We start from the raw sequence: 25,514 nt of genomic DNA on the forward strand, positions 1-25,514 counted from the left end.
TCAGATGATTGCGACTGGCCCCTCTTCCAGGCCATTATTTGCCGCTCGAACTAACTAATAAGGAATTCCCATGGGTGCCTGGGGGCCTGCACTGTATTCAGATGACACGACATGCGATGTGCGCGATGCATATGTCGAAAACTTAAAGTTGGGGCGGTCCGACACGGAAGCCTATGAATATGTATTGCGTGGTTATGCTGATCGTGCTGACGACTGGCAGGTGATGTGCCTCGTGTATTTCGCGCTGGCGGATACGGCATGGAAGTATGGCCGCCTCCATGAGCCCATCAAGGCTCGCGCACTTGAACTGATTGGTCAGGGTGGGGATATCTCAGTTTGGGAGCGCGATGCGCCGGACGAAGTCCCGGCACGACGTAAGACATTGCGTTCCTTGGAGGTGAGGCTGCTGTCTGAGCAACCAGAACCCCGGCAAGTCACGGTATCAACGCCGAAGCCGAAAAAGATTCGATGTAAGGCGCCTGTCGGTACCGTGTTTACGCTGGACTTGCCCAGCGGGTACCAGGCATTCGTTGCTATAGCGGGGTTTATCGATCTCGGAAAAAGCGTCGATCCCGTGTTTTCCATACTGGACTGGCGATGTCATACCCTTCCTTCGCAAGCGGAGCTCAACGAGGCGGCATTAAAAACCCTTCCTGTCAAATCGGGACTTGGCAACCAGGCGCATTGGGGCATTTTCCCCAGGGACGAGCGAAAAAATGTGATGGCTTGCCTGCAGCAGACCGAACACTGTCTCACCATCGATATCCCTTATGATCCCTCGCAAGTCGTTTTTTCGTATGCGGAGTCGCTCGCTGCAGAAATTGATGCCCACTATGCTGCCAATGCCAAGTAAGGCCGATCATCCGAAGGTCAAGCATCTTCAGTAGCAGAGATAGCGCAGCCCCGTGCGTTTCAGCACACGTAGCCGCTGTCGGCGGTCACGGTTCCGGTGGCGGGTATTTGATGGCATTGAGCTGGATCTTCTCCAGCGCCGCCGCATGCAGGTCGACATCGAGCTTGTCGGCGATCTGCACCAGGTAGAGCAGCACGTCGGCCAGTTCGTGGCGGATCGCTTCGTGCTGGCCCCCTGCCAGCTCGCCGGCGCGGCCGGTGGGCAGCCACTGGAAATGCTCGGCCAGTTCTGCCACTTCCACGGACAGCGCCATCGCCAGGTTCTTCGGCGTGTGGTACTGCTCCCAGTCGCGTGCAGCGGCAAAGGCGCGGGTGCGCTCGCGCAGGTCCGCCAGTGAGTCCCTCATGCCGACTTCTCCATGAATACGCTCAACGGATCGTCGCGGTATTCGCCATACGGCCCGCGCACGCGGTAGCCCAGGCGCTGATACAAAGCGATCGCTTCCGGCTGCGAGGGACCGGTCTCCAGCATGAACTGGCGGCAGCCGCGCGCCAGCGCTTCCGTCTCCAGCATGCCGAGCAGGCGCTGCGCCACGCCCTGGCCGCGCGCGGACGGATGCACGAACATGCGCTTCACTTCCCCGTACTCCGGCGTCACCACGATGGCGCCGCAGCCCACCGCTGCGCCGTCGAGATTGCGCGCCACGGCAAACAGCACATTTGGCTGCAGCAGCGAATTCATGTCGAGCGCATACACGCTCTCCGGTGGGTACAGCGACAGCTGGTAAGCGTCCAGCAGGTCGATCAGGGCCACGACTTCGGGCTGGTTGGGGGTCTCAAGTTTGATGTCCATCGACCAATGGTATCATCCCTGCGCCACCTGACCGGGGCCGGTCCGGGGCGAGACATGTCTAAGGATAACCATGAAATCGCTAGTTCCTCATGCCATTACACTGGCAGTCAGTGCACTTGTCGCCACCAGCGGCATCGCGGCCGACAATAGCGCCATTACCCCGCGCGCTGAAAACCCCTACCTGAGCCAGGTCGATGCTGCCGCCCGCTCGGCGCGCGTGTCCAATGTCGCTTATGTCCTCGACTTCACGCTGACCGGCCAGGAAAGCTTCAGCAACACCACCACCGTCGCCTTCGACCTCAAAGACAACGCGCAGCCGCTGACGCTGGACCTGGACAAGGCCACCATCAAGCGCCTGCTGGTCAATGGCAAGCAGGTCGCCGCGCCGCAGTACAACAACTGGTTCATCACGCTGGCCGCCGCCGACCTGAAGGCAGGCCGCAACAGCGTTACCGTGGAATTCGAGCGCAAGCACAGCACCAATGGCGAAGGCCTGCACCGCATGGTCGACCCGGTCGACGGCCGCGTCTATACCTACTCGCACTTCGAACCGGCTGCCGCGCACCAGATGTTCGCGCTGTTCGACCAGCCGGACCTGAAGGCCACCTACCAGGTCAATGTCACCGCGCCTGCCGACTGGACCGTGGTGTCCACCACGCGCGAATCCAAAGTGGAAGACGTGGCCAACGGCAAGCGCTGGACCTTCCCTGTCTCCAAGATCCTCAGCCCCTACAATTTCTCCATGCACGCGGGCCCGTACAAGGTATGGGAAGACGCTACCAGCGCCAAATACCCGATGCGCCTGTTCGCGCGCCAGTCGGTGGCCGACCAGGTCGACCCGGCGCCGTGGTTCGAATACACGAAACAAGGCCTGGCCTGGTTTGACGACTACTTCGGCATTCCTTACCAGTACGGCAAATACGACCAGCTGCTGGTGCCGGACTTCCTGTATGGCGCAATGGAAAACGCCGGCGCGGTCACCTTCGCCGAACACTCCTTCCTGCACAAGGACAAGATGACCAGCGCCGAGAAGCACGACCTGGCCAGCGTCATCATGCACGAAATGGCGCACCAGTGGTTCGGCGACCTGGTCACCATGCAGTGGTGGAACGGGCTGTGGCTGAACGAGAGCTTCGCCTCCTTCATGGGCACCCTGGCCACCGCCGAAGCCACCGAATACAAGGACTCCGCCTGGCAGTATTTCTATTCGCAGGGCAAGTCGGGCGCCTACGTGCAGGACCAGCGCGTCACCACCCACCCGATCGAAACCCCGGTGCCGTCGACCGCCAACGCCTTCGACAACATCGACGCCATCACCTACGCGAAAGGCGCTTCGACCCTGAAGCAGTTGCGCCACCTGCTGGGCGAAGAGACCTTCCGCAAGGGCGTGCATAACTACCTGGTCAAGTACCAGTTCAGTAACGCCAGGCTCGATGATTTCATCGGCAGCCTGGCCGACGCGGCCGGCCGCGACCTGGGGCAGTGGACCCAGGACTGGCTGTACCAGCCGGGCGTGAACACCATCACCGCCAACTACAGCTGCAAGGCCGGCAAGATCGACGCCTTCAGCCTGCAGCAGACGGCCGTGGCGCAGTTCCCGACCCTGCGCGAGCAACGCGTGCAACTGGCGCTGATGCAGAAGAAGGGCAAGCAGCTGGACCTCGCCAGGGTGCTGCCGGTGACCTACAAGGGCGCGACTACCGAGGTGCCGGAGCTGAAGGGCGCGGCCTGCCCGGACCTGGTCTACCCGAACTACCAGGACTGGGGCTTTGTGAAAGCCAAGCTCGATACCCGTTCCTTTGCCACCGCGCGCCAGGATGTGAGCAAGGTGGAAGACAAGCTGCTGCGCACCATGCTGTGGCATAGCATGTGGGACAACGTACGCGACGGGGCGCTGCCGCTCAACGAGTTCCTCGACACGGTGCTGGTCAACGCGCCGCAGGAAAAGGACTACGTGCTGCTGGGCGACGTGCTGGGCAAGATGAACCAGTCGATCCGCTACCTGCGCACCATGTCGGCCGACGGCGCCTACACCCGCACCGTGGTCGGGCGCCTGGAAAAGATGGCATGGCTGCAGGCCAAGGCCAGCAAGGGCGACTTCCAGCGCCGCTGGTTCGGCGCCTACCTTGGCACTGCCGGCAGCAAGGAATCGCTGGAGCGCATCGCCGCCATGCTGGACGGCCGCGAGAAGCTGGCCGGCCTGACCCTGAGCCAGGACCTGCGCTGGGACATGATCGCTGTCCTGAACCGCAAGGACTATCCGGGCGCCGAGGCGCGCATCGCCGCCGAGCAGGCCAGGGACAAATCCGACAGCGGCGAGCTGGCTGCCGTGGCAGCCCAGGCCGCACGCCCGGATGCCAAGGTGAAGCAGGAATGGCTGGCCAGGATCGGCGACACGCAGACCAAGCTGCCGTTCTCGCGCCTCCGCACTGCGATGCATGCGCTGTATCCTTCCTCGCAGGTGGCGCTCAATGAGCAAAGCGCTGCGGCGCGCCTGGCCCAGTTGCCCGTGCTGGACAAGTCGGCCGGCCCGGTCTTCATGCGCGACTATGCAGGTACCATGATCCCGGCCACCTGCACGGCGCAAAGCGTGCAGCGCCTGGCCGATACGGCAGCTGCCAACCCCGGCCTGAGCGCCGGCACCCGCCGCTCGCTGCTGGTGGCGCACCAGGAAGACCAGCGCTGCGTGGCGATCCGCAAAGCCCTGACGGTAAAGCTCAACTAGACGGCAGCCCCGGTGGAGAGCGCGGCCTGCGCAGCCAGCAGGTCGAGCAGCGCCGGCAGCGGGGCCGGGCGGCCCAGCAGGTAGCCTTGCAGTGCATGGCAGCCGTGGGCCGCCAGGAAGTCGGCCTGGGCCTGTGTCTCCACCCCTTCCGCCACCACCCGCAAGCCCATCTGGCCGGCCATGGCCAGGATGGTCTGCACGATCACCACGTCGCTGGCGTCGTCCGGCATGTCCATGATGAAGCTGCGGTCGATCTTCAGCTCATATAGCGGCATGCGCTTCAGGTAGGCCAGGCTGGAATAGCCGGTGCCGAAATCGTCGATGGAAAAGCGCACCCCGAGCTCGGCCAGCTCGTTCATGCGCGCCACGATTTCATCCATTTTCTCCACCAGCAGGCCTTCCGTCACCTCCAGGATCAGCAGCGCCGGTTCCACGCCGTGCTCCTGCAAGATCGTGCGCACCTGCTGCACGAAGTCGGCCTGGCGGAATTGCCGCGGGCTGACGTTGACCGACAGCGGCAAGGACAGGCCCAGCACCGACATGCGCTGCTGCGCCAGGCAGGCCTGTTTCAAGGCCCATAGCCCGAGCGGTACGATCAGGCCCGCTTCTTCCGCCAGCGGGATGAAGATGGCAGGCGACACCATGCCGCCCTCGTCGCGCTCCCAGCGCATCAGCAATTCGGCGCCATGCAGCCGCCCCTGGCAATCGAACTGCGGCTGGAACGCCACGTGCAGGCGCTCCTGCTCGATGGCCTGGCCCAGCTCGCGCTCCAGCGTCAGGCGCCGCTCGACTTCGGACTGCATGGCCGCTTCGAAGAAGGCGATGCCGTTGCGGCCGGCGGCTTTGGCGCGGTACATCGCCGTATCGGCTTCGCGCAGCAGGTCGTCGGCTTGCTGGCCGTACCGGGGCAGCAGCGTGACGCCGATGCTGGCCGAGCAGCCGTAGCCCTGGCCGGCAATCTCGAACTCCTGCGCCAGGGCGGCGCGGATCTTTTCCGCCACCGCTTGCGCCGCATTGCCGGCCGCGGCCAGGTCGGGCGCCAGGTGCGCCAGCAGCACCACGAATTCGTCGCCGCCGATGCGCGCCACGGTGTCGCTCTTGCGCACCGCTTCCGACAGGCGCTGCGCGGCCAGCCGCAGCAAATGGTCGCCGGTGGCATGGCCGCGCGCATCGTTGATGGTCTTGAAGCGGTCGAGGTCGACAAACATCACGGCGCTGAACACCTGCTGGCGCTCGGAACTGGCCAGCAGGCCGGCCAGCCGGTCCAGCAGCAGGCGCCGGTTTGGCAGCCCGGTCAGCGGGTCGTAGAACGCCAGCTGCTCGCCTTCGGCCAGCGAGCGCGCCAGGTGGCGCAGCAGCACGCCGCAGCTCATGGTGAGGATGCCGGCAATGAACAGGTAATTGAGCGCCACGATCGAAGCGCGCAAGGCAGCGTCGTCGGACAGGCCGACGGCTGCCGGATCGGGCGGCGGCGCAAAGCCGGTCAGCACGATGGCGACGGCGCCGGCCAGCAACAGCCAGATGGCCGGCTTCAGGCCCACCAGCAGCGCGGCCAGGCAGGGCACCGCCAGCAGGTAGGTGTGTGCCACGGGACCGACCTGCAGCATCAGCGCCACGCCGACCGCGAAGGTGATCAGCAGGAACTGCATGGCGCGCACCGGGTAGGACACCACTTCCTGCAGCCGCCACAGGGCAGTCAGCCAGGACAGCGCAATCGCGTCGACCACCACCACGCCCCACAGCCCTTCGCGCAGCGATTGCACGATGCTGGGAATGGCCGTGGCCAGGCCCAGTGCCAGCACAATCTGGACCAGGCGGGCAAAGATTTTTTCGCGCCAGTGGGTGATCTGGTCGGGGGCAGCCATGGGCTAGCTTCCTTGCTCTTCGGAACCTTGATGGTACGCCCAATGGCGGCTTGTGTCACGGCAGCCTCAGCGTGATTATTTGATAGTTTTTTTGGCATGCCTTTCTTATAAAATCAGCTGTTTCATCCAAAAATTAGGGGATCTACGTATGAAGACCAAACTGTTCGCGGCCGTGGCGGCCCTGGCGCTGGCCGGCTGTGCCGGCACCCAACCAACCCTCGGCGGCGGCAGTACCATGGCCACCGGCAGCGCCGGCGGCGCCACCGCCGCCAATGCCAACACCCAGCTGGAAAAATGCGAGCGGCCGCTGGGCACCCTGTCGGTGGTGGAAGACCGCAGCATGCCGTGGTTCCAGCAACTGAGCCAGTACAAGCTGGGCTCCACCACGCCGGTGCTGCGCATGATGATCCAGCAGTCGAACTGCTTCGTGGTGGTGGAACGCGGCGCCGCCATGGACCACATGATGGGCGAGCGCGCGCTGGAAAAATCGGGCGAGATGCGCGCCAACAGCAACTACGGCAAGGGCCAGATCGCCGCTGCCGACTACACCATGAGCCCGACCATCACCTTCAGCCAGAAAGGCACTTCGGGCGTGGGCGGCGCACTGGGCGGCTTTGGCCTGATCGGCAGCGTGGCAGGCATGGTGGCCGGCAATATGAAGACCAATGAAGCGTCGACCATGCTGCTGATGATCGACAACCGTTCCGGCGTGCAGCTGGCGGCAGCCGAGGGCAGCGCCAAGAACACCGACTTCGGCGCGTTCGGCGCCCTGTTCGGCGGCGGCGCCGCGGCCGGCGCCAGCGGCTACACCAACACGCCGGAAGGCAAGATCCTGGTGGCAGCCTTCATGGATTCGTACAACAACGTGGTGCGTGCAGTGCGCAACTACAAGCAGCAGGAAGTAGCCGGCGGCCTGGGCACCGGCGGCGCGCTGGGCGTGCAGGGTGGCACCACGGCCGCTTCGCAGCAGCCGGTGGCCGCGCAGTCGCAGGTGCAGGCGCCTGCTGCCAAAGCCAAGGCCAAGAAGAAGTAATTCCCCCGTTTGCCGGGCGTACAGCACGCCCGGCAAATTGCCAGTCCCGCCCTCAGTTGTTATAGTTCCCCTTGCAGTCTTGCGCGGAGCTATACTTTGAATACCCCTACCATTCCAGACACCGCCGCGCCAATCCGGGTGCTGCTGGTGGACGACCATCCCATGCTGCGCGCCGGCCTGGCCGATGCGATTGCCGGCCAGCCCGACATGCAGGTGGCGGCCGAAGCCGGCGACGGCCGCGAAGCCGTTGCCGCGTGGGCCTCCGTGCGCCCCGACCTGGCCCTCATGGACCTTGCCATGCCCGGCATGTGCGGCCTTGAGGCGCTGCAGGCCATCCGCGCCCAGTTCCCGGCGGCGCGTATCGTGATGCTGACCACCTTCGGCGGCGACGCCCAGGTTCGGCGCGCGCTGGCGGCGGGCGCCAGCGGCTTCCTGCTCAAGAGCAGCTTGCGCAAGGAGCTGGTGGGCATGATCCGCGCCGTGCACGGCGGCCAGCGCTACATCTCGCCGGAAATCGCGCAGCAGCTGGCCAGCCAACTGGGCGCCGCCCTGCTCAGCGAGCGCGAGGCCGAGGTGCTGCAATGCGCGGCGGCTGGCAACGCCAACAAGCGCATCGCCAGCCAGCTGGCGATTTCGGAAGAAACCGTGAAGGCGCACATGCGCAGCATCCTGGCCAAGCTCGGTGCCAACGATCGCACGCACGCCGTCACCATTGCCTTAAAGCGCGGCATTATCGGACTTTGAAGCGTCGGACTTTGCCAGCGCCGCCATCAGCACCAGCAGCGCGATAGCCGGCAGCAGGCCGGCCCCCATGCCCCAGCGCGAGGCCAGCGCCCCCATCACGCAGCCCGCCGCGAACGCCAGCACGCCGCCGGCCAGCGGCGCCAGCGCGGGCCGTTCGGCACCGCTCGCATGGTCCAGGCAATCGATCACCAGTTGCGTGACATTGCCGGTCATGACCGTGCTGGCCGGCAGTTTCGCCAGCAGCAGCTTGCCGTAGCCGTTCTGCGCTCCCATGGCGGCAGCGCACAGCAGGCCGGCAGCCATGTCCCAGCGCGCGCTGGCCGCCGCCGCCAGCATCAGCGCCGCCTGCATCAGGTGGGCCGGCCGCAGCGCCTCCCTGCCGCCGCCCTGGCAGCGCCGCACCAGGGACCGTACTGCCACGACGCCGCCGACGAAGGCAGGGAAGGCGAGCAGCTTGAGCAGCACGTCATTACCCGGCGACACCACTTCCCGCCCGAGCAGGACGAAGTTGCCCGTCACGTGGGCCGTGAACAGGCCATGCAAGGCCACGAAGCCAAGGGTGTCGACGTAGCCGGCCAGGAAACTCAGGGTCGTTGCGCGTGCCATCTGCCCCCCTCGCGTGTCAGATCGTGCCAGGCCACCAGCAGGAAGCCGCCAGCCAGGCCGAGGTGCTCGTAAAAGCTGTTGGCCGCCATGAAGCGCTCCATGCCCGCCATTTCCCAAAAACGGTTGGCGATGAAGCTGGCCGCCACCGTGAACAGGGCCAGCCAGGCGGCGCCCAGCCAGCGCAGGCGGCCGCTCAGGATCATCGCCGCCGCCCCCAGCTCGCCGGTGATGACCAGGACCGCCAGCGGCGCTGCCGGCTGCAGCCCGAAGTGCTGCATTTCGCCGACCGCGCTGCCGAAGTCGAGCAGCTTGTTCAAGCCGCCCTGCAGGTAGGCCGCGCACAGCAGGAGCAGGGCCAGCCAGTGCAGGGCGCGGATGCCCGCGCCGGGCCTGTGCGGCGCCATGTCACACCGCCCAGCAGGAGCAGCCCAGCGCGCCCCAGAACGACTTCAGGTCCGCAATCGGCAGGGAACGGGTCCAGGCCGTCGCGTGCTGGTGGCCGTGCATGCCGCATTGGCTGGAGCAGCCGCAGGCCGCCGCCGCTGCCATGGCAGCAGTCCTGGCGTGGCCTGCTGCGCCACCCTGCGCGCCGCGCACCACAGCGCCCGGCATGGCGCCCCAGGCGCCGTAGCCGCCGTACTGGCGCACCGGCGACCAGTCCGGCATGGCGGCCGGGGTCGGCGGATCGTACTGGCCGAACAGTCCGGCGCCATACACCACCTTGCCGCCAACCACGGTGAGCAGGGACGTGGTGTCGGCAATCTCGTCCTCCGGGCAGCGCAGGAAGTCGCGGTCCGGCACCATCAGGTCGGCCAGCTGGCCGACGGCAATGCGGCCCTTCTTGCCTTCCTCGTTGGAGAACCAGGTCACGTTCTCGGTCCACATGCGCAGCGCCGCTTCGCGGTCCAGCAGGTTGCGCTGCGGGTAGAGCCGCATGCCGCCCACGGTGCGCCCGGTGGTCAGCCAGGACAGCGAGACCCAGGGGTTGTAGGAAGCCACGCGCGTGGCGTCCGTGCCTGCCGACACCTTGACGCCGGACTCGAGCAGGTACTTCACGGGTGGCGTCGCCTCCGCCGCTGCCGCACCGTAGCGCTCGACGAAATACTCGCCCTGGTATGCCATGCGGTGCTGCACCGCCACGCCGCCGCCCAGCGCCGCGATGCGATCGATCGATTGCGGCGAAATGGTCTCCGCATGGTCGAAGAACCAGTGCAGGCCATCGAGCGGCATGTCGCGATTCACTTTTTCGAACACGTCCAGTGCGCGCGAAATCGTTTCGTCATAGGTTGCATGCATGCGCCACGGCCAGCGGTTCTGCACCAGGATGCGGATCACGCCTTCCAGGTCGTCTTCCATGCTGGCCGGCATGTCCGGCCGCGGCTGGCGGAAGTCTTCGAAGTCGGCGGCCGAGAAAGTCAGCATCTCGCCCGCGCCGTTGTGGCGGAAGTAATCGTCGCCCTGCTGGTACTTGCTGCCGGCCGCCCAGCGCAGGAAATCGTCCTTCTCTTGTTTCGGCTTTTGCGTGAACAGGTTGTAGGCCAGGCGGATGGTCAGTTCCCCCGCGTCGGCGAGTTGCTGGATTACCTGGTAGTCCTCGGGGTAGTTCTGGTTGCCGCCGCCCGCATCCAGGGCGCCAGTCACGCCCAGGCGGTTCAGTTCGCGCATGAAGTGGCGGGTGGAGTTGAGCTGGTATTCCGGCGGCAGTTTGGGGCCCTTGGCCAGCGTGGCGTACAGGATCGAGGCGTTCGGCTTGGCCAGCAGCAGCCCGGTGGGGTTGCCGGCGCTGTCGCGCAGGATCTGGCCGCCCGGCGGCTCCGGCGTGTTGCGGTCGTAGCCTACAGCGCGCAGCGCGGCGCCGTTCAGCAGGGCGCGGTCGTACAGGTGCAGGATGAATACCGGCGTGTCAGGCGCCACGGCATTCAGTTCCTCGAGGGTCGGCAGGCGCTTTTCCACGAACTGGTGTTGGGTGAAGCCGCCCACCACGCGTACCCATTGTGGCGCCGGGGTGATGGCCACCTGGGCGCGCAGCATGGCCATGGCGTCGGCCAGCGAGCGCACGCCGTCCCAGCGCAACTCCATATTGAAGTTCAGGCCGCCGCGGATCAGGTGCAGGTGGTTGTCGATCAGGCCGGGCAGCACGCGCCGGCCCTGCAGGTCGATCACGCGCGTTTGCGCTTCCGCCAGCGGCAGGATCTCGCGCGCCTCGCCCACATGGGAAAAACGGCCGCCGGTGACGGCGACCGCATCGGCCTCGGGCTGGCTCTTGTCCAGCGTCGTGAAGCGGCCGTTGTGGAGTATCAGCTCCGGAGCAGTCATTGCTTCTCCTCGTTCTTTGCGGCGCAAGGCAGTTCGCCGAAACAGTGCGGCTTGACCTGTTCTTGCAGCCATGATAACTGCTGTTCCTTCGGCGCCAGCCACTGGCGAACCAGCGGCGGCACCTGTTCTCCCAGCAGGATGCCGAGCAGCCCCACCAGCGCCACCACGGGCGGCGCCGGCGAGCGCACGTTCAGCACGCCGTACAGGATGCCGGCCAGCAGGCCGGCACCCAGCGAGAGAAGATAGATCTTCACTGGCCTTCCTTGGCGTGGAACATGGTCTGGGCGTAGATGATGCCCAGGCCATAGGCGCCGCCGAATTTCTTGGCGATGCCGGTGGTCAGTTCATAGGTGTCGGTGCGGGCCCAGTCGCGCTGCAGTTCCAGCAGGTATTGCAGGGAGGTCATTGGACGGGCGCCGGCCTGCACCATGCGTTCCATGGCGCGTTCGTGCGCTTCGGTGGACACGTCGCCGCAGGCGTCGGCGATCACGTACACCTCGAAGCCCTGGTCCAGCGCCGACAGTGCCGGGCCGACGATGCAGACGCCGGTCCACAGGCCGGCCAGCACGATGCGTTTCTTGCCGATGGCGTTGACGCGGCGGATCACGTTCTCGTCTTCCCAGGTGTTCATGGACGTGCGGTCGGTGATTTCCGCGCCCGGGAAGGCGTCCTTGATCTCGTCGAAGACCGGGCCGGAGAAGCTCTTCTCGGCCACGGTGGTGACGATGGTCGACACGTCGAATCCGGCGGCGGCGTGCGCCACCAGGGCGGCGTTGTTGCGCAGCTGGACGGCGTCGATCGAGTGGGTGGCGAACGCCATCTGCGACTGGTGGTCGATCATGATCAGGGTGTGGTCGCGCGGCGTCAGCAGCAGGGAACCCGGGGTGGCTTTGGCGGTAATGGTCATGTTTTTTCCTTTTAAGTGGGTTACCAGAGTGGGCGCAACTTGTCGAGCGCGGCGGACACGCCGGCGCCGTAGGCTTCATCGGCCTTGTTGCAGTTTTCAATGTGGCGCTGCTGGATGTGCAGCGGCACGCCGGCAAGCGAGCGGGCGGTGTTGTCGAACAGGGCCTGGCGCTGCTGCTCGTCCATCAGGCGGAACAGGGCGCGCGGCTGGCTGTAATAGTCGTCGTCGGCGCGGTGGTTGTAGTGCGCGGCGGCGCCGTCCAGGGACAGGGGCGGTTCGGCGTAGGCGGCTTGTTGCTGCCATGCGCCTTTCGAATTCGGCTCGTAGCCGATGGTGGCGCCCTGGTTGCCGTCGACGCGCATGGCGCCGTCGCGGTGATAGCTGTGGAAGGGGCAGCGCGGCGCGTTGACCGGGATCGCATGGTGGTTGACGCCCAGGCGGTAGCGCTGGGCATCGCCGTAGGCGAACAGGCGCGATTGCAGCATGCGGTCGGGCGAAAAACCGATGCCCGGCACCACATTGGCCGGGGTGAAGGCGGCCTGCTCGACGTCGGCATGATAGTTGTCCGGATTGCGGTTCAACTCCAGCACGCCCACTTCATGCAGCGGATAGTCCTTGTGCGGCCAGACCTTGGTCAGGTCGAAGGGATTGAAGGGCGCCTGCGCGGCCTGCTGCTCCGTCATCAGCTGCACTTTCAGCGTCCAGCGCGGGTACTCGCCGCGCTCGATCGCTTCGAACAGGTCGCGCTGGGACGATTCGCGGTCCTTTGCAATCAATTCCGCAGCCTCGGCATCGCTCAGGTTGACGATGCCTTGCTGGCTGGTGAAGTGGAACTTGACCCAGTGCCGTTCACCGCCGGCGTTGATGAAACTGAAGGTGTGGCTGCCGAAACCGTGCATGTGGCGGTACGAGGCCGGGATGCCGCGCTCGCTCATCACGATAGTCACCTGGTGCAGCGCTTCCGGCAGCAGGGTCCAGAAGTCCCAGTTGTTCTCGGCGCTGCGCAGGTTGGTGCGCGGGTCGCGCTTGACGGCGTGGTTCAGGTCCGGGAACTTCAGCGGATCGCGCATGAAGAATACCGGGGTGTTGTTGCCTACTACGTCCCAGTTGCCCTGCTCGGTGTAGAACTTGACGGCAAAGCCGCGGATATCGCGTTCCGCATCGGCCGCACCGCGCTCGCCGGCCACGGTGGAAAAGCGCGCGAACACCTCGGTCTTCTTGCCGATCGCACCGAACAGCGCGGCCTTGGTGTAGCGGCTGATGTCGTGCGTCACGGTGAACGTGCCAAAGGCGCCCGAGCCCTTGGCGTGCATGCGCCGCTCAGGGATCACTTCGCGGTGGAAGTGGGCCAGCTTTTCCAGGTGCCACACGTCCTGCAGCAGCATGGGGCCGCGCGGGCCCGCGGTTTCCACGTTCTGGTTGTCCGCAACCGGCGCGCCGGCCGCGGTAGTCAGCTTGTGTTCCATGGCTTAGCCCTTGATGAAGGCCAGCAGGTCGGCGTTCAGCTTGTCCTTGTGGGTATCGGTCAGGCCATGCGGGGCGCCGGGGTAGACTACCAGCTTAGCATTTTTCAGCAGTTTTGCTGCCGCTTTTGCCGAAGCGTCGATCGGCACGATCTGGTCGTCGTCGCCGTGCAGTACCAGCATCGGGATTTCGATCTTTTTCAGGTCGGCGGTGAAGTCGGTTTCGGAGAAGGCCTTGATGCAGTCGTAGGTGTTCTTGTGGCCGGCCATCATGCCCTGCATCCACCAGGCGTTGATCATCCCTTGCGACGGCTTGGCGCCGGGGCGGTTGAAGTTGAAGAACGGGCCGGAAGCGATGTCCAGGTAGAGCTGCGAGCGGTCTTTCAGCGAGCCGGCGCGGATGCCGTCGAACACTTCGATCGGCAGGCCGCCTGGATTGGTGGCGGTCTTCAGCATCAGCGGCGGCACGGCGGAAATCAGGCCGGCTTTGGCAATGCGCTTGCTGCCATGGCGGCTCAGGTAGCGCGCCACTTCGCCGCCGCCGGTCGAGAAGCCGAACAGCGCCGCATTCTTCACGTCCAGCAGGTCGAGCAACTGCGCCAGGTCGTCGGCGTAGTGGTCCATATCGTTTCCGTCCCACGGCTGGCTGGAACGGCCATGGCCACGGCGGTCGTGCGCGATGGTGCGGTAGCCATGGTCGGCCAGGAACAGCATCTGCGATTCCCAGCTGTCGGAGTTCAGCGGCCAGCCGTGGCTGAACACGACCACCGGGCCGTTGCGCGGACCCCAGTCCTTGTAATAGATCTCCACGCCGTCGCGGGTGGTGAAGGTGCCGGAAGTACGGCCGGCGGCAGCGGACGTCTTGGCGCCGGCCGGTGCGGCGGCTGCGCTGGAAGCGGAGAGGGAAGCGCCGGCGGCGGCGACGGCGGTGGCGGCGCCCAGCAGGACGTTGCGGCGGCGGTTGCTGATAGGGGATGGCATGGTCGGTTCTTCTTTCTTCAAGTAGTTAAACAGCACTTGAAAGAATAGCCAGACTATGCCGCAGCCGAATCGCCCATCCGGGGGCGCGCCGCCTACCTCTTTTGGGGGAGGGCCGGCAGCGCCGGCTTGTCGGGCAGCCAGCGCCACAGGCGGCGCAGCAGGCTGTCGCTGCGCCGTTCGGCGTAGGCCAGTTGCGCCGGCATCTGCAGGCGCATCGTGGTGCCGCCCTGCGGCGGCGCGACGATGGTGCAGGTGGCGCCCAGCGCCGCGGCGCGTTCCTGCATGCCAACCAGGCCGAAATGTCCGGGCGGGGCCGGATTGCTGCCGATGCCGCCGCCGTTGTCGCTGACTTCGAGCTGGAACAGGGTGGCGCCGTAGTCGATCAGCAAATCGACTCGCGTCGCCTGGGAATGGCGCGCCGCATTGAACAGCGCCTCGCGCGCGATGACCAGCACCTCGCAGTGCACGTGGTCGAGCAGCGGGCGCGGCGCCTGCGTCACCGACAAATGGAAGCGCTCGTTCAGCAGCACCGTGCCGTACTGGCGCAGCACCTGGGCCAGGTTCTCCGCCTCGCCGTCGCCGCGCAAGTCCAAAATGTAGTTGCGGCCCTCGGCCATCAGTTGGTCGGCCAGCTCCAGCGTCTGCTCGATCCTGGCCTTTTCCTCGCTGCCGCGGGGCAGCAAGGCAGCCTGGCGGTCGAAGAACATGATCAGCCCCTGCACGCTCTGCAGCAGCGTGTCGTGCAGGCCGCGCGCGATGCGGGCGCGCTCGGCCAGGCGCTCCTGCTGCAGGTCGCGCATGCGTTCCGTCAGCTGGCGCACGCGCAAGGCATACAGCGCCAGCAGCACCAGCGCCACCGCCGCCAGCAGCAGGGCGTCGAACCAGCCGGTCTGGGTGAACGTTGGCAGGATTTCCAGCTGCATGCTGGCGCCGTCCTGGTTCCACACACCGTGCTCGTTGGCCGCCGTCACGCGGAAGCGATAGCTGCCCGGCTGCAGGTTGGTGTAAAAGGCCTCGCGCCGGCCTTGCACCTCCTGCCACTCCGGGTCCATGCCCTCCAGCCGATAGCGAAACCGCACCCGCTCCGGCATCGACAGGCTGAGCGCCGTGAAGGCGATTGCCAGGTCCTTGCTGCCCTTGGGCAGCTGCAAGGAAGGCAGCGGCAGGTAGGAGGCGCCGCCCGAACGCAGGGCACGGATCTGCACCGTCGGCGCCAGCGTGTTGCGCGCGATGTTGGCCGGGTCGATGCTGGCGATATGGTTGGCGGTTGAAAACCACAGCTTGCCGTCGCTGCCCTGCACCAGCGAGGGCAGGGGACGGAACTGCTCCGCGCTACCGAGCAGGCCATCCTGGGCATCGAAGCGCTCGAACTGCGGCACGTAAGCGCGGTCGGTCAGCAACTGCGTAAGCTGCGTGGCCGACAGGCGCGAGATGCCGTCCAGGCCGTGCAGCCAGAGCTCGCCCTGCGCCGTGCGCGCTATGCCGGAAATGCCGCGCAAGCTGGCATCCACCGCATGGTAGCCTGCGCTGTCGAACCAGCCCAGGCCGAATTCGCCGCCGGCCCACACGCGCGGGCCATCGGCCTGCAGCGCCAGCACGTTACCAAGGCGCACCCCCTGCTCGGGGCCGAAGATGCGCGCCCGGCCATCCTCGATGACAGCGATGCGGCTGCCCAGGTAGCCGACCCAGATGCGGCCCTGGTCGTCGCTGGTCACGGCGGGCGCCAGCCCCTGCGGCAGCCCGGCTACGCCGCCATCCTTGCGCCAGCTGTTGCCCTCGGCCATGAACAGTCCCTGGCGCGAGAGCGACAGCCACATGCGGCCTGCCCGGTCCAGCGTCATGGCCTGCACATCGTGCCGCGCATATTGCGGCGGGTGCGGGAAGCGGGTCAGCAGGCCCGATGGCGCACGGCGCCAGCGCTCGCTGTCGGTGCCGAACCAGAGCGCGCCGTCCGGGGCGCGGTAGCCGGCGGTCATGCTGGCGACTTCGCGCCGCAGGCGCAGGCCGTCGCTGCTGTAGCTGTAGACCGCGCCCGCCATATTGCCGACCAGGATGCGGCCCTCGCTGTCGGCCAGCAAACCCGGGTGGTCCAGTTCATCGGGCGTGGCCAGCAGGCGCAGGCGGTTGCGGCGCAGCCGGTCCAGGCCGGCCGAGGTGCCGATCCAGATATTGCCTTCGCGGTCTTCGAACCAGGTCTGCGGCAGGCCGCCGCTGATGCCGCTCCCGCGCGTCAGCTGCTGCGCCGCATCGCCGTCGCCAGCGCCGTCCGCAGCCAGGCGCTCCAGCGCATGCGCCTTGAGCAGCCACATGGTCCCGTTGCGGTCGAAGTGGATGCCGTTGGCCGCCACTTCCGCGTGCGGCGCGGCGCCGTTGGCCGGGGCCCGGGCCAGCAGGCGGTAGCCATGGTCGTTGCCGTCCGTGGCCCACATGGTGCCGTCCGGTCCTTCCGCCATCGACATCAGGTCGAGGTGGGGCCAGGCGCGCTGGAACTGCTGCTGGCCCGGGTCGCGCCAATAGACGCCGCCCTGCACCGACACCCATTGCCGCCCGCTGCGGCTGAACAGGATCTGGCGCGCGCCGCCGTCGGGCAGTCCGCTCTCCGGCCCGACGCGTTGGAAGCGGCCGGCGCCGGGCCTGAGCTGCGCCAGCCCGCCGCCGGCCGCGACCCAGATGCTGCCGTCCGGGCCTTCCGTCAGGCTCAGCACAGCCGAAGCGGGCAGGCCCTCCGCCGGCGTGAATTCGCGCACCTTGCCGTCCACGAAGGCCGTGACGCCGCCGAAGCGGTGCCCGATCCACAAGCCGCCGTCCCGGGTGGCCAGCAAGCCCATGGTGCTGGCCGACTGCAGGCGGTGCCCGGCCAGGCTTTCGATGCGCTCGAACTGGGCGCCGTCGAAGCGGTGCAGGCCACCTGGCGAGGAAATCCACAGCCAGCCGTCGCGCGTTTGGGCGAACTTGACGACGTCGCTGGGGGCGCCCTGCAAGCGGGTCCAGGCAGTATGGGTGTAGTCGGCCAGCAGGCGGGCCGGCGCGGCCTGCGTGACGCAGCTTGCCGCCAGCAGGATGGCAGCGTTCAGGGTGCGGAAGAACATTCCGCTAGTGTAAGTGATGTGTGCCCGGGCTATAAACGCGAAAGGTCGGGCCCATCGCCTGGCCCCAGCCAAGTGGCGGCAAGACGCTTGCGCGCGGCCGCGGCAGCGGCCTGGTCGCCGCGCTTCTCGTACACCGCGGCCAGGCCGCCCAGGGCCCAGCCGTTGCTGGGCGTTTTCGCAAACGAGGCGCGGAAGGCCGCTTCCGCCTCTTCCAGCTTGCCGGCCTTGAGCAGCGCCGCTCCGAGCGACTGGCGCACCGGGTAGTACCAGTAGGGCGGCTCGGTGTAGGGCAGTGCGTCCTGCGCCGCCACCGCTTGCGTGAACAGCGTGATCGCGCTGGGCAGCTCGCCCTTTGCTTCGGCCAGCTTGCCTGCCGCCACCAGGCGCGCGGTGCGTACGATGTCGGCGCCAGGCACGCCCCAGTCCAGCAGCGGCTTGAAGTCGGCCTGCTGCTCGATGGCGGCGATGCTGTCGACCTCGCGCTGGCTGTCGTCCCACATGCCCTTGCGGGTAAAGCCGATGGCGCGTGCGTAGTGCCACATTGCGCGCAGCAGCACGAATTCCTCGGCCGGCGGCGTCAGCGCCAGCAGTGTTTCCGGGCTGCTGAACTGCACGTGGGCGAAGTAGGGCGCGGCACGCACCGGCTGCATCGGCGGGATGGCGCGCAGCTGCTCAGGGCCGATCGATTGTTCCAGCTTTTGCGTAGCCTGCAGCGTCTTCTTGCCGTCGCCGCCCATCAGCGCCGATACCATCGCGAAGTGGATGTTGTGCGGATAATAGGCGCCCTTGTACACCGGGTCGCTGGCAGCGCCGCGGAAGTATTTTTCGTCGATGGCAATGGCGTCGATATTCGCCTGCAGCGCGTCCTTGTACAGGCCCACGCGGTAGTAGATGTGCGAGGGCATGTGCACGATATGGCCGGCGCCGGGGATCTGCTTCGCCAGCCGGCGCGCATGCGGCAGGGCTTTTTCGGGATGGGTCGAGGCCTCCATCGCGTGGATGTAGTAATGGATGGCGCCGGGGTGGCTGGGATTGCGCTCCAGCACCCGTTCCAGTGCATCGACCAGCTCCTGCGTGCGGCCTTTCGGACTGGCGCCGCCGGCTTCCCAGTAATTCCATGGCGACAGGTCCATCAGGGCTTCGGCGAACAGCACCTGCACCGTGTCGTCATTGGGGAAGCTGCGCGCGGTGCCGGCCATGGCGGCGGCATAGGCCTGGTCCAGCGGCGCGCGCTCGGCCGGCGGCTGCGCGGCGTAGCGCTTGTTGACGGCGCGTACCAGAGCCTGTTCCACCGGGCTGGCGGTATTGGCCGCCGCCGCTGCGCGCTCGGCTGCCGCAAAGGCCGGCGCCACCATTTCCGGGGACATCGGCGCATTGATGTTCGGGCCCAGCACCAGGGCCTCGCCCCAATGGCACATGGCGCATTGCGGATCGGCCTGCTGCGCGGCGCGGAAGGCGCGGGCCGCTTCCGCGTGGTTGAAGGCAAACAGCAGGCGCAGCCCCTGGTCGAAATAGGCCTGGGCGCGCGGGCTGCGCGTGGTGATCGATAAATGCAACTGGCCCAGGTCCTTGTACAGCGGCGGCGGGCCGTCCGCCTGCGCCTGGCGTGCCTGCTGCGCCGGCTTGAAGGGCGCCATTTCCGCCGGCGCCGCCAGCGCCAGCAGCAGCGGGCGCGCGCCGGCCGGATTGGCGCACAGCGCGCCTGCGAACAGCGGGTCGAAGACCGGCTCGCGCACTGCCCGCGAGCCGGTGGGGAGGGCGCCGGCAGCCAGGCACAGCATCAGGGGCAGGGCACGGACGGCCGGCATCGTAGTCTCCTTTAGTGGTGCAGGTTTGCCCCGGCTGGCTTGCCGGTCGTGGTGGCCGGGTGCAGGGCATGTTCCAGCTTGCTGGTGTCGTAATAGGCGCGCAGCGAAACGACCTTGTTGTCCCGCATTTTGAAGACATGAACGAATGGATTGTCGTAGGCGATGCCGGTGCTGCGGGCAATCCAGCTGGAGTCGCCGGTCACCACCACGGTATCGCCTTCCTGCACCATGGTCTTGGGTTCGAAGTAGGTGCACTGTGCGGTTTCATTCAACTTCGCGAAGAATTCGGCAATTTGTTGCTTGCCTTGATAGCTGCCGCCGATGGGCAGGTAGTCGGAGTCGGGATTGATCATCTCCGCATCGTCGTTATAGCGTTCGAGCAGGCCTTTCAGGTCGCCTGCTGCGAACAGCTTGTAGCCTTCACTGATGAACTTCTTGGTGTCCATGACATCCCCCAAACACCGGCACCTGCAGCGGCATGCCGCAGGCTGCCGATCAGATAAGCCTAGTACGCAGGAGACAGAAGTCAAGCTCAGCGCGGGGCGCCGAACACCTGGGTCCAGTAGGCAGCCGGGCGCTTGGCCTGGCGGATGGCGACGCCGGCGCCGAACTCGGTGAAGCGCGGGTTCATCAGGTTCTGGCAATGGCCGGGACTGTTGATCCAGCCGGCCACGGCTTCTGCTGCACTGGGCTGGCCACGCGAGATATTCTCGCCGACATGGCGCCAGCGGTAGCCTTGCGCTTCGGCGCGCTGCGACACCTCGTTGCCCTGCTTGTTCTTATGGGCGAAGTAGCCTTGCTGCGCCATGTCCTGGCTGTGGGCCAGGGCTGCCGCTGCCAAGTCCTTGTTCCAGGCCAGCGGCGGCGCAGCTTCCATCCAGGTGTCGCCGCATTGGCGCGCCTCGGCGCGGGCCGCATTGGTGGCCTTGAAGACCTCCCGCGCTGCTTCGGCCGCGTCGGGCAGCAGCACAAGCGGGTTCGGCGCCGGCACCGCCAGCACGATGGTCCATTCATTGCCTGAGCGGTGGGCGCCGATATCGCGATAACGCGCGCTGCCCAGCGTGGCGCAGTACGAGTCGCGCAGGGCCTCGAAGGCGCTGCGCGCATTGTCGGGGCCTTCCACATTGACGGCATCGGCCACTTCGGGATCGTAGCCCGAGCTGTCCAGCGCTGCGAGCAGGATCGTGCCGGGCCGCAGCGCGATACGCGACAGTATCGGGCGTGGCGTCAGGACCGGTACGGGCGGGCGCTGCTTGCCCTGGCAGGCGGCCGGCGCGGCACGCCAGGCATTGACCATGGCGACCAGTTGCTCGGCCTCGCCGGCATGGGCAGGAGGCAGCAGCGTAGCGAGCGTGGTTGCGAGAATGATAAGTCTCTTCATGCCGGCACTATACGCGCTCTGCTAAACTTGCGGGCAACAAAGGAGTGTGACAATGGTTTCATTGCAAGAACAATTGATGAAGGCTGGCCTGGTCGACAAGAAAAAGGTCAACAAGGTGCAGCAGGAAAAGTCCAAGCAGCACAAGGAAGAACTGCGCAGCGGCGCCAAGGCAGTGGACCAGACGCGCGAGGCCGCGCTCGAACAGCAGCGCAAGGCCGCCGAGCGTGCGCGCGAATTGAACGCGCAGCGCGATGCGGCCGCCGGCCAGAAGGCCATCATGGCCCAGGTGGTCCAGATGGTGCAGCAGCACCGCCAGCCGAAAGGCAACGGCGACGTCGCCTACAACTTCACCATCGGCAGCAAGATCGAGCGCATTTACGTGTCGGATAAGGTGCAGCAGCACCTGGTCAACGGCCGCCTGGTGATCGTGGTGCTGGACGGCGTGGCCGAACTGGTGCCGAAAGTGGTGGGCGAGAAGATCGCCGAACGCGCGCCGGAACTGGTGGTGGCGGTCAAGAAGGCCGCCAGCGAGCAGCCGGCGGAAGACGATCCTTACGCCGACTACAAGATCCCGGACGACTTTACCTGGTGAGCAGAACCCCGGCTTCGGCGGACACGGTGAACGGCACCGTGGCACCGCCATAGCCGGCCCAGTTGCGCAAATCGAAGCTGCCGCCGCCCGACATGCGCTGTCCCTGCAGGTTCAGGTAGGTCAAGGGCTGCTTCGGCTTGCACACTTGCGGCAGGCCGACCGATTGCAGGAAGGTGACCGCGCCCGCGCCCACGCGCGTGCCCTTGCCGTCTTCCACCAGCAGCGCCGTTTCCACGTCCACCCCGATGCCGCGCGCCATGCCGGCCCAGCCATCATTGACGATGCGGGCGATGAAGGCCACCAGGCGACCCATGCGGTCGCGCGTGTCGAAGTGGGCGTCGGTAATCACGCTGCCCAGGTCGGGCAGCAGCAGGAAGTCGCGCTCCAGCGTCATGCGCTTGTCGTAGGGATCGGCCAGTGCTTCAGCCGAGGTAATGCTGCCGTTCAGCGCGGCAAAGCCGAAGCGCCCCATCAGGGCCAGGCCGGCGCTGGTGCCGCCGATCGGGATCTTGCGCCCGGCCAGTTCCTGGATCGCAGCCTGCACCGGCGTGCCTTGCCAGAAATTGATGTAGTCCGACTGGTCGCCGCCGGCGATGAACAGTTCTTCCGCATTGCGGATGCGTTCGGCCACGAAGGGATCGTTGGCGGCATCGCGGCTCGGGATCACCAGCGTTTCCACTGATTGTGCCCCGCCCATGGCAAGGATATAGGGGTTGTAGGCGTCGGTGCCGCGGCTGCGGATCACGACGAAGTTGCCGCCGCCGCCTTTCTGGATCATCCAGGCAAAGGCGGCGTCAACGTCCGGCCCGCCACCCATCAGCACCAGGCTGGGTTTTTTCGGCTGCGGCAGGACGACGTTGGTCGGATCGCCCACCGCGTAATACTGGTAAGGCTTGCCGGCGTGGGCGGGTGCTGCCAGCACGGCGGCCAGCAGCAGGAAGACAGCAAACTGGCGGTGGAGGCGTGGCATGGCGATGCTCCCGGGCTGGTTGAAACCTGCCCAGCCATTGTACGCCCGTCACTTGCAGGAATTTAGCTGCGGGCCGGAATATTCAGGCCGCGCGCCACAGCCGGGCGGTCGAGGAAGGCGCCCAGCACGCGGCGCACATTGGCAAATTTCTCGAAGCCCACCAGGTCGCCGGCGCCGTAGTATTCCACCAGGTTGCGCACCCACGGGAAGATCGCGATATCGGCGATGGTGAACTGCTCGCCCATGATCCACTTGCGGCCCTGCAGGCGCTGCTCCAGCACGCCGAGCAGGCGCGCCGATTCGTTGATGTAGCGGTCGCGCGGGCGCTTGTCCTCGTATTCCTTGCCGGCGAACTTGTGGAAGAAGCCCACCTGGCCGAACATCGGCCCGATGCCGCCCATCTGGAACATCACCCACTGGATGGTTTCGTAGCGCGCGGCCGCGTCCTGCGGGATCAGCTTGCCGGTTTTCTCGGCCAGGTAAAGCAGGATGGCGCCCGATTCGAACAGCGGCAGCGGCTGGCCGCCCGGACCGTCCGGGTCAATGATGGCCGGGATCTTGTTGTTCGGATTGAGCGACAGGAACTCCGGCGACATCTGGTCGTTGCTGTCGAAGCTGACCAGGTGCGGCTCGTAAGCCAGGCCGGTTTCTTCCAGCATGATCGATACCTTGACGCCGTTTGGCGTGGGCAGGGAATACAGCTGCAGGCGTTCAGGATGTTGGGCGGGCCATTTGGCGTTGATAGGGAAGTCGGTAATGCCAGTCATGCTCAATCTCTCGCGGTTGGACAATGAACCGCGATTATGGGCCATTCCGGTTTTTCATGCCCAAGGCAGGTTATTATTATCAAGCAATTAACTTTGCCAATACCGAAAAACTAGGAGACAAGATGAGACAGCATGTTTTATCCCGTATTCTGACGTTGATTCCTTTCGCGCTGCTGGCGGCCTGCGGCAGCAGCAGCGACGATCCGCCGGCGGCGCCCACCGTCCCGCCCATCACCGGCACCACGTATGTCGCCTCGATCCGCTACACCTCCTACGGCGTGCCGCACGTCAAGGCGGAGACCTTCAAGGGCGCCGGCTATGGCTATGGCTATGCTTTCGCCAAAGAGAACATCTGCCTGTACGCGGAAGAGCTGGTAACCCTGCACGGCGAGCGCGCGAAATATTTCGGCGGCGCCGGCGGCTACCTTGGCCAGTTGGGCGATACCTTCGGCAATATCGATTCCGATTTCTTCTACAAGCTGCTGTTTACGCCGGCGCTGGCGGCCAAGATCAAGGCCGCTTCCAGCGCCGATGCGCAAGACCTCACCGCCGGCTTCGTGGCCGGCTACAACCGCTACCTGAAGGAGACTCCGCTGGCCAGCCTGCCGGCGGCTTGCAACAACGCCGCCTGGGTGCAGCCGATGACGGAGGACGATGCCTACCTGCGCTTCGCCCAGGCCGCGATGGCCGGCAGTTCGCTGGCCTTCATCAAGCAGATCGGTTCCGCGCAGCCGCCAAAGACCGCCACGGCCGCCCTGCTCAAGCGCAGCAAGCCGCGCCTGCTGGCCGCCTCCGATTACGCCAACTCCTCGATTGCAAAAAGCCTGCAGGCCATCCAGGAGCACACCATCGGCTCCAACGGCTTCGGGCTGGGCAAGGACGTGACGCAGTCCGGCAAGGGCATGGTGTTCGGCAATCCGCACTTCCCGTGGTGGGGCGCGTTGCGCCTGAACCAGCTGCACCTGACCGTCACCGGCAAAGGCTACGATGTGTACGGCGCCACGCTGCTTGGCGTGCCGCTGCCGCTGATCGGCTTTAACGACAAGGTGGCGTGGACCCACACCTTCTCCACCGACAACCGCTTCACGCTGCGCTACCTGGCGCTCGACCCGAGCAGCCCGACCCGCTACATCAAGGACGGCAAGCCAGTGGCGATGACGGCGGTGCCGCTGACCATCAGCGTCAAGGGCGCCGACGGCGCGCTTACCTCGCTGTCGCGCACCCTGTATACCACCGAGTTCGGCCCGATGCTGATGGACAGCTCCTTCGCCTGGGGCACATCGTCGGCGTTTGCAATCCAGGACGCGAACCTGGCCAACTATAAGCTGATCGACCAGGTCCTCCTGAACGGCAAGTCCACCAGCGTGGACGGCTTGCGCACGGCGGCGGCAACCCATGTCGCCCTGCCGTGGGTGAACACCATGGCCGCGGACAAGGCCGGCGATACCCTGTACGGCGACTTCTCGGTAGCGGCCAACGTGCAGGATGCGCAACTGGCCGGCTGCGTACCCGGTGCGGCGCAAGGCGCGCCATTCCAGGACATCATGGCCACCACCGGCGTGGTGGTGATGGCGGGGACGACCTCGGCCTGCGACTGGTCGGGCGCGATCGGCGCCGCCCAGCGGCCCTGGGTCGAGCGCAGCGACTACATCCTGAACGCCAACGACAGCCACTGGTGGCCGTCCGCCAGCACCTTCCTCACCGGCTATCCGAAGATCATTGCCACCGGCCCGAATATGGAAGGCGCTCCGCAGAACAACCGCACCCGTACCGGCCACGCCATCGTGCGCGACCGCCTGGCCAGTGCCGACGGACTGCCGGGCAACCGCTTCACCATGGCCAACCTGCAGCAGATATACCTGCAGGCACGCTTCTTCAAGGCGCAGAAGTGGCTGCCGGAATTCACCGCCGCCTGCCTGGCTTCCAGCACCGCCACGGCGGCGGCCAAGGATGCCTGCACCGTGTTGCAAGCGTGGGACAAGACCCATGCGCCAGGCAGCGCCGGCGCCATCCTGTTCTATGAGCTGTACGCAGCGCTGGGTGAATTGAACGCCGCTTCGTGGTGGAGCGTGCCGTATAACCCGGCCGACCCGCTGGAGACGCCGCGCGGCGCGGCCGGCATCGCCGCCGCCATGGCGAAGCTGGAAGCGCTGGTCGCCAGCAGCCAGTTCGACACCGACGCCAAACGCAGGACCCGGCCGGAAGAAGTGCAGACCATCTCGCGCACGGACGGCAGCCTGGCCGTGCCGGGCGGGCGCTATACCTTCATGAACTGGCGCGGCGTGAAGAACCAGATCTATCCCGGCATCTGGATCTACACCGCGGATTCGAAAACCAACGCCGGCGCCTACGGCAACAGCTATATCCAGTTCGTCACCTGGGACGATAGCGGGCCGGTAGCGGAAGGCATCCTGACTTACAGCCAGTCCTCCAACCCGGACAGCCCGCATTTCAATGACGAGACCAAGCTGTACGTGAAAGGCCAGTGGATCAAACTGCCCTACACCGAGGCCCAGATCACTTCCGACCCGGGCTACAAGCTGGTCGAGATCTCGGAGTAAG

At 66.2% G+C, this 25,514-nt stretch carries 22 protein-coding genes; 6 read left to right on the forward strand and 16 right to left on the reverse strand.

Features of this window, described 5'->3' with window-relative positions:
• Window positions 1-70 precede the first annotated feature (70 nt).
• Window positions 71-853 (forward strand): hypothetical protein, encoded by a 783-nt coding sequence (locus ACN9MZ_RS05045; RefSeq protein WP_426341161.1) that lies wholly within the window; start codon window positions 71-73, stop codon window positions 851-853.
• Window positions 854-938: 85 nt separating this feature from the next.
• Here the strand turns inward: ACN9MZ_RS05045 and ACN9MZ_RS05050 are convergent, their stop codons facing one another.
• Complete coding sequence (locus tag ACN9MZ_RS05050) at window positions 939-1,259, reverse strand: nucleotide pyrophosphohydrolase (RefSeq protein ID WP_426341162.1); 321 nt, start codon at window positions 1,257-1,259, stop codon at window positions 939-941.
• Window positions 1,256-1,705, reverse strand: coding sequence for a GNAT family N-acetyltransferase (locus ACN9MZ_RS05055; protein WP_426341163.1), 450 nt, complete (start codon window positions 1,703-1,705; stop codon window positions 1,256-1,258). Before ACN9MZ_RS05055 ends, ACN9MZ_RS05050 begins: the two co-directional genes overlap by 4 nt.
• A gap of 70 nt (window positions 1,706-1,775) precedes the next feature.
• On the opposite strand from ACN9MZ_RS05055, the gene pepN reads away from it, so the two are divergent.
• The gene (gene pepN / locus ACN9MZ_RS05060; protein WP_426341164.1) at window positions 1,776-4,430 is read left to right on the forward strand and encodes an aminopeptidase N; all 2,655 of its coding nucleotides are present in this window, start codon (window positions 1,776-1,778) and stop codon (window positions 4,428-4,430) included.
• On the opposite strand, the gene ACN9MZ_RS05065 is transcribed toward pepN, so the two are convergent.
• Window positions 4,427-6,295 (reverse strand): putative bifunctional diguanylate cyclase/phosphodiesterase, encoded by a 1,869-nt coding sequence (locus ACN9MZ_RS05065; protein ID WP_426341165.1) that lies wholly within the window; start codon window positions 6,293-6,295, stop codon window positions 4,427-4,429. The genes pepN and ACN9MZ_RS05065 overlap by 4 nt on opposite strands.
• Window positions 6,296-6,443: 148 nt before the next feature.
• Between ACN9MZ_RS05065 and ACN9MZ_RS05070 the strand changes: the two genes are divergently transcribed.
• Window positions 6,444-7,328 (forward strand): CsgG/HfaB family protein, encoded by an 885-nt coding sequence (locus tag ACN9MZ_RS05070; RefSeq protein ID WP_426341166.1) that lies wholly within the window; start codon window positions 6,444-6,446, stop codon window positions 7,326-7,328.
• 96 nt (window positions 7,329-7,424) lie between these two features.
• Window positions 7,425-8,072, forward strand: a complete 648-nt coding sequence (locus ACN9MZ_RS05075; protein WP_426341167.1) for a response regulator — start codon at window positions 7,425-7,427, stop codon at window positions 8,070-8,072.
• Here the strand turns inward: ACN9MZ_RS05075 and ACN9MZ_RS05080 are convergent.
• From ACN9MZ_RS05080 to ACN9MZ_RS05130, 11 genes are all read right to left on the reverse strand, one after another.
• Window positions 8,046-8,678, reverse strand: a complete 633-nt coding sequence (locus ACN9MZ_RS05080) for a YoaK family protein (protein ID WP_426341168.1) — start codon at window positions 8,676-8,678, stop codon at window positions 8,046-8,048. The two genes, ACN9MZ_RS05075 and ACN9MZ_RS05080, sit on opposite strands and share 27 nt — an antisense overlap.
• Complete coding sequence (locus ACN9MZ_RS05085; RefSeq protein WP_426341169.1) at window positions 8,657-9,082, reverse strand: DoxX family protein; 426 nt, start codon at window positions 9,080-9,082, stop codon at window positions 8,657-8,659. Before ACN9MZ_RS05085 ends, ACN9MZ_RS05080 begins: the two co-directional genes overlap by 22 nt.
• 1 nt (window position 9,083) lies before the next feature.
• Window positions 9,084-10,994 carry an amidohydrolase gene (locus ACN9MZ_RS05090; protein WP_426341170.1) on the reverse strand — a complete coding sequence of 637 codons (1,911 nt, stop codon included), beginning with the start codon at window positions 10,992-10,994 and terminating at the stop codon, window positions 9,084-9,086.
• Window positions 10,991-11,248: a DUF1427 family protein gene (locus tag ACN9MZ_RS05095; RefSeq protein ID WP_426341171.1), complete on the reverse strand. Its 258-nt coding sequence runs from the start codon at window positions 11,246-11,248 to the stop codon at window positions 10,991-10,993. The genes ACN9MZ_RS05090 and ACN9MZ_RS05095 overlap by 4 nt, the downstream gene beginning before the upstream one ends.
• Window positions 11,245-11,901 (reverse strand): hydrolase, encoded by a 657-nt coding sequence (locus ACN9MZ_RS05100; RefSeq protein WP_426341172.1) that lies wholly within the window; start codon window positions 11,899-11,901, stop codon window positions 11,245-11,247. Before ACN9MZ_RS05100 ends, ACN9MZ_RS05095 begins: the two co-directional genes overlap by 4 nt.
• A 20-nt stretch (window positions 11,902-11,921) precedes the next feature.
• The gene (locus tag ACN9MZ_RS05105) at window positions 11,922-13,367 is read right to left on the reverse strand and encodes a catalase (RefSeq protein WP_426341173.1); all 1,446 of its coding nucleotides are present in this window, start codon (window positions 13,365-13,367) and stop codon (window positions 11,922-11,924) included.
• A gap of 3 nt (window positions 13,368-13,370) precedes the next feature.
• Window positions 13,371-14,345 (reverse strand): alpha/beta fold hydrolase, encoded by a 975-nt coding sequence (locus ACN9MZ_RS05110; RefSeq protein ID WP_426341174.1) that lies wholly within the window; start codon window positions 14,343-14,345, stop codon window positions 13,371-13,373.
• A gap of 92 nt (window positions 14,346-14,437) precedes the next feature.
• Window positions 14,438-17,434: a triple tyrosine motif-containing protein gene (locus tag ACN9MZ_RS05115; protein WP_426341175.1), complete on the reverse strand. Its 2,997-nt coding sequence runs from the start codon at window positions 17,432-17,434 to the stop codon at window positions 14,438-14,440.
• A 29-nt stretch (window positions 17,435-17,463) separates the two neighbouring features.
• Window positions 17,464-19,242 carry a tetratricopeptide repeat protein gene (locus ACN9MZ_RS05120; protein WP_426341176.1) on the reverse strand — a complete coding sequence of 593 codons (1,779 nt, stop codon included), beginning with the start codon at window positions 19,240-19,242 and terminating at the stop codon, window positions 17,464-17,466.
• Between the two features lie 11 nt (window positions 19,243-19,253).
• Window positions 19,254-19,688, reverse strand: a complete 435-nt coding sequence (locus tag ACN9MZ_RS05125) for a nuclear transport factor 2 family protein (RefSeq protein WP_426341177.1) — start codon at window positions 19,686-19,688, stop codon at window positions 19,254-19,256.
• A gap of 86 nt (window positions 19,689-19,774) precedes the next feature.
• Window positions 19,775-20,623 (reverse strand): CAP domain-containing protein, encoded by an 849-nt coding sequence (locus ACN9MZ_RS05130; RefSeq protein ID WP_426341178.1) that lies wholly within the window; start codon window positions 20,621-20,623, stop codon window positions 19,775-19,777.
• Between the two features lie 52 nt (window positions 20,624-20,675).
• Here ACN9MZ_RS05130 and ACN9MZ_RS05135 point away from each other — a divergent pair, with 52 nt between their 5' ends.
• Complete coding sequence (locus ACN9MZ_RS05135; protein WP_426341179.1) at window positions 20,676-21,215, forward strand: DUF2058 domain-containing protein; 540 nt, start codon at window positions 20,676-20,678, stop codon at window positions 21,213-21,215.
• Here the strand turns inward: ACN9MZ_RS05135 and ACN9MZ_RS05140 are convergent.
• Both ACN9MZ_RS05140 and ACN9MZ_RS05145 read right to left on the reverse strand, forming a co-directional pair.
• Window positions 21,205-22,185, reverse strand: a complete 981-nt coding sequence (locus ACN9MZ_RS05140) for a cyanophycinase (protein ID WP_426341180.1) — start codon at window positions 22,183-22,185, stop codon at window positions 21,205-21,207. The two genes, ACN9MZ_RS05135 and ACN9MZ_RS05140, sit on opposite strands and share 11 nt — an antisense overlap.
• A 62-nt stretch (window positions 22,186-22,247) precedes the next feature.
• Window positions 22,248-22,952 (reverse strand): glutathione S-transferase N-terminal domain-containing protein, encoded by a 705-nt coding sequence (locus ACN9MZ_RS05145; RefSeq protein WP_426341181.1) that lies wholly within the window; start codon window positions 22,950-22,952, stop codon window positions 22,248-22,250.
• 122 nt (window positions 22,953-23,074) lie between these two features.
• Between ACN9MZ_RS05145 and ACN9MZ_RS05150 the strand changes: the two genes are divergently transcribed.
• On the forward strand, window positions 23,075-25,513 hold the full coding sequence (locus ACN9MZ_RS05150; protein WP_426341182.1) for a penicillin acylase family protein: 2,439 nt from the start codon (window positions 23,075-23,077) through the stop codon (window positions 25,511-25,513).
• Window position 25,514 lies beyond the last annotated feature (1 nt).

It is taken from the genome of Pseudoduganella sp. S-14 (assembly GCF_049913285.1).
In the GTDB taxonomy this organism is placed as follows: domain Bacteria; phylum Pseudomonadota; class Gammaproteobacteria; order Burkholderiales; family Burkholderiaceae_D; genus Rugamonas.

Coding starts and splice junctions, on each gene's coding strand:
- ACN9MZ_RS05045 (WP_426341161.1), top strand. CDS start 71: ATGGGTGCCTGGGGGCCTGCACTGTATTCAGATGACACGACATGCGAT.
- ACN9MZ_RS05050 (WP_426341162.1), bottom strand. CDS start 1,259: ATGAGGGACTCACTGGCGGACCTGCGCGAGCGCACCCGCGCCTTTGCC.
- ACN9MZ_RS05055 (WP_426341163.1), bottom strand. CDS start 1,705: ATGGACATCAAACTTGAGACCCCCAACCAGCCCGAAGTCGTGGCCCTG.
- pepN (WP_426341164.1), top strand. CDS start 1,776: ATGAAATCGCTAGTTCCTCATGCCATTACACTGGCAGTCAGTGCACTT.
- ACN9MZ_RS05065 (WP_426341165.1), bottom strand. CDS start 6,295: ATGGCTGCCCCCGACCAGATCACCCACTGGCGCGAAAAAATCTTTGCC.
- ACN9MZ_RS05070 (WP_426341166.1), top strand. CDS start 6,444: ATGAAGACCAAACTGTTCGCGGCCGTGGCGGCCCTGGCGCTGGCCGGC.
- ACN9MZ_RS05080 (WP_426341168.1), bottom strand. CDS start 8,678: ATGGCACGCGCAACGACCCTGAGTTTCCTGGCCGGCTACGTCGACACC.
- ACN9MZ_RS05085 (WP_426341169.1), bottom strand. CDS start 9,082: ATGGCGCCGCACAGGCCCGGCGCGGGCATCCGCGCCCTGCACTGGCTG.
- ACN9MZ_RS05090 (WP_426341170.1), bottom strand. CDS start 10,994: ATGACTGCTCCGGAGCTGATACTCCACAACGGCCGCTTCACGACGCTG.
- ACN9MZ_RS05100 (WP_426341172.1), bottom strand. CDS start 11,901: ATGACCATTACCGCCAAAGCCACCCCGGGTTCCCTGCTGCTGACGCCG.
- ACN9MZ_RS05105 (WP_426341173.1), bottom strand. CDS start 13,367: ATGGAACACAAGCTGACTACCGCGGCCGGCGCGCCGGTTGCGGACAAC.
- ACN9MZ_RS05110 (WP_426341174.1), bottom strand. CDS start 14,345: ATGCCATCCCCTATCAGCAACCGCCGCCGCAACGTCCTGCTGGGCGCC.
- ACN9MZ_RS05115 (WP_426341175.1), bottom strand. CDS start 17,434: ATGTTCTTCCGCACCCTGAACGCTGCCATCCTGCTGGCGGCAAGCTGC.
- ACN9MZ_RS05120 (WP_426341176.1), bottom strand. CDS start 19,242: ATGCCGGCCGTCCGTGCCCTGCCCCTGATGCTGTGCCTGGCTGCCGGC.
- ACN9MZ_RS05125 (WP_426341177.1), bottom strand. CDS start 19,688: ATGGACACCAAGAAGTTCATCAGTGAAGGCTACAAGCTGTTCGCAGCA.
- ACN9MZ_RS05130 (WP_426341178.1), bottom strand. CDS start 20,623: ATGAAGAGACTTATCATTCTCGCAACCACGCTCGCTACGCTGCTGCCT.
- ACN9MZ_RS05135 (WP_426341179.1), top strand. CDS start 20,676: ATGGTTTCATTGCAAGAACAATTGATGAAGGCTGGCCTGGTCGACAAG.
- ACN9MZ_RS05140 (WP_426341180.1), bottom strand. CDS start 22,185: ATGCCACGCCTCCACCGCCAGTTTGCTGTCTTCCTGCTGCTGGCCGCC.
- ACN9MZ_RS05145 (WP_426341181.1), bottom strand. CDS start 22,952: ATGACTGGCATTACCGACTTCCCTATCAACGCCAAATGGCCCGCCCAA.
- ACN9MZ_RS05150 (WP_426341182.1), top strand. CDS start 23,075: ATGAGACAGCATGTTTTATCCCGTATTCTGACGTTGATTCCTTTCGCG.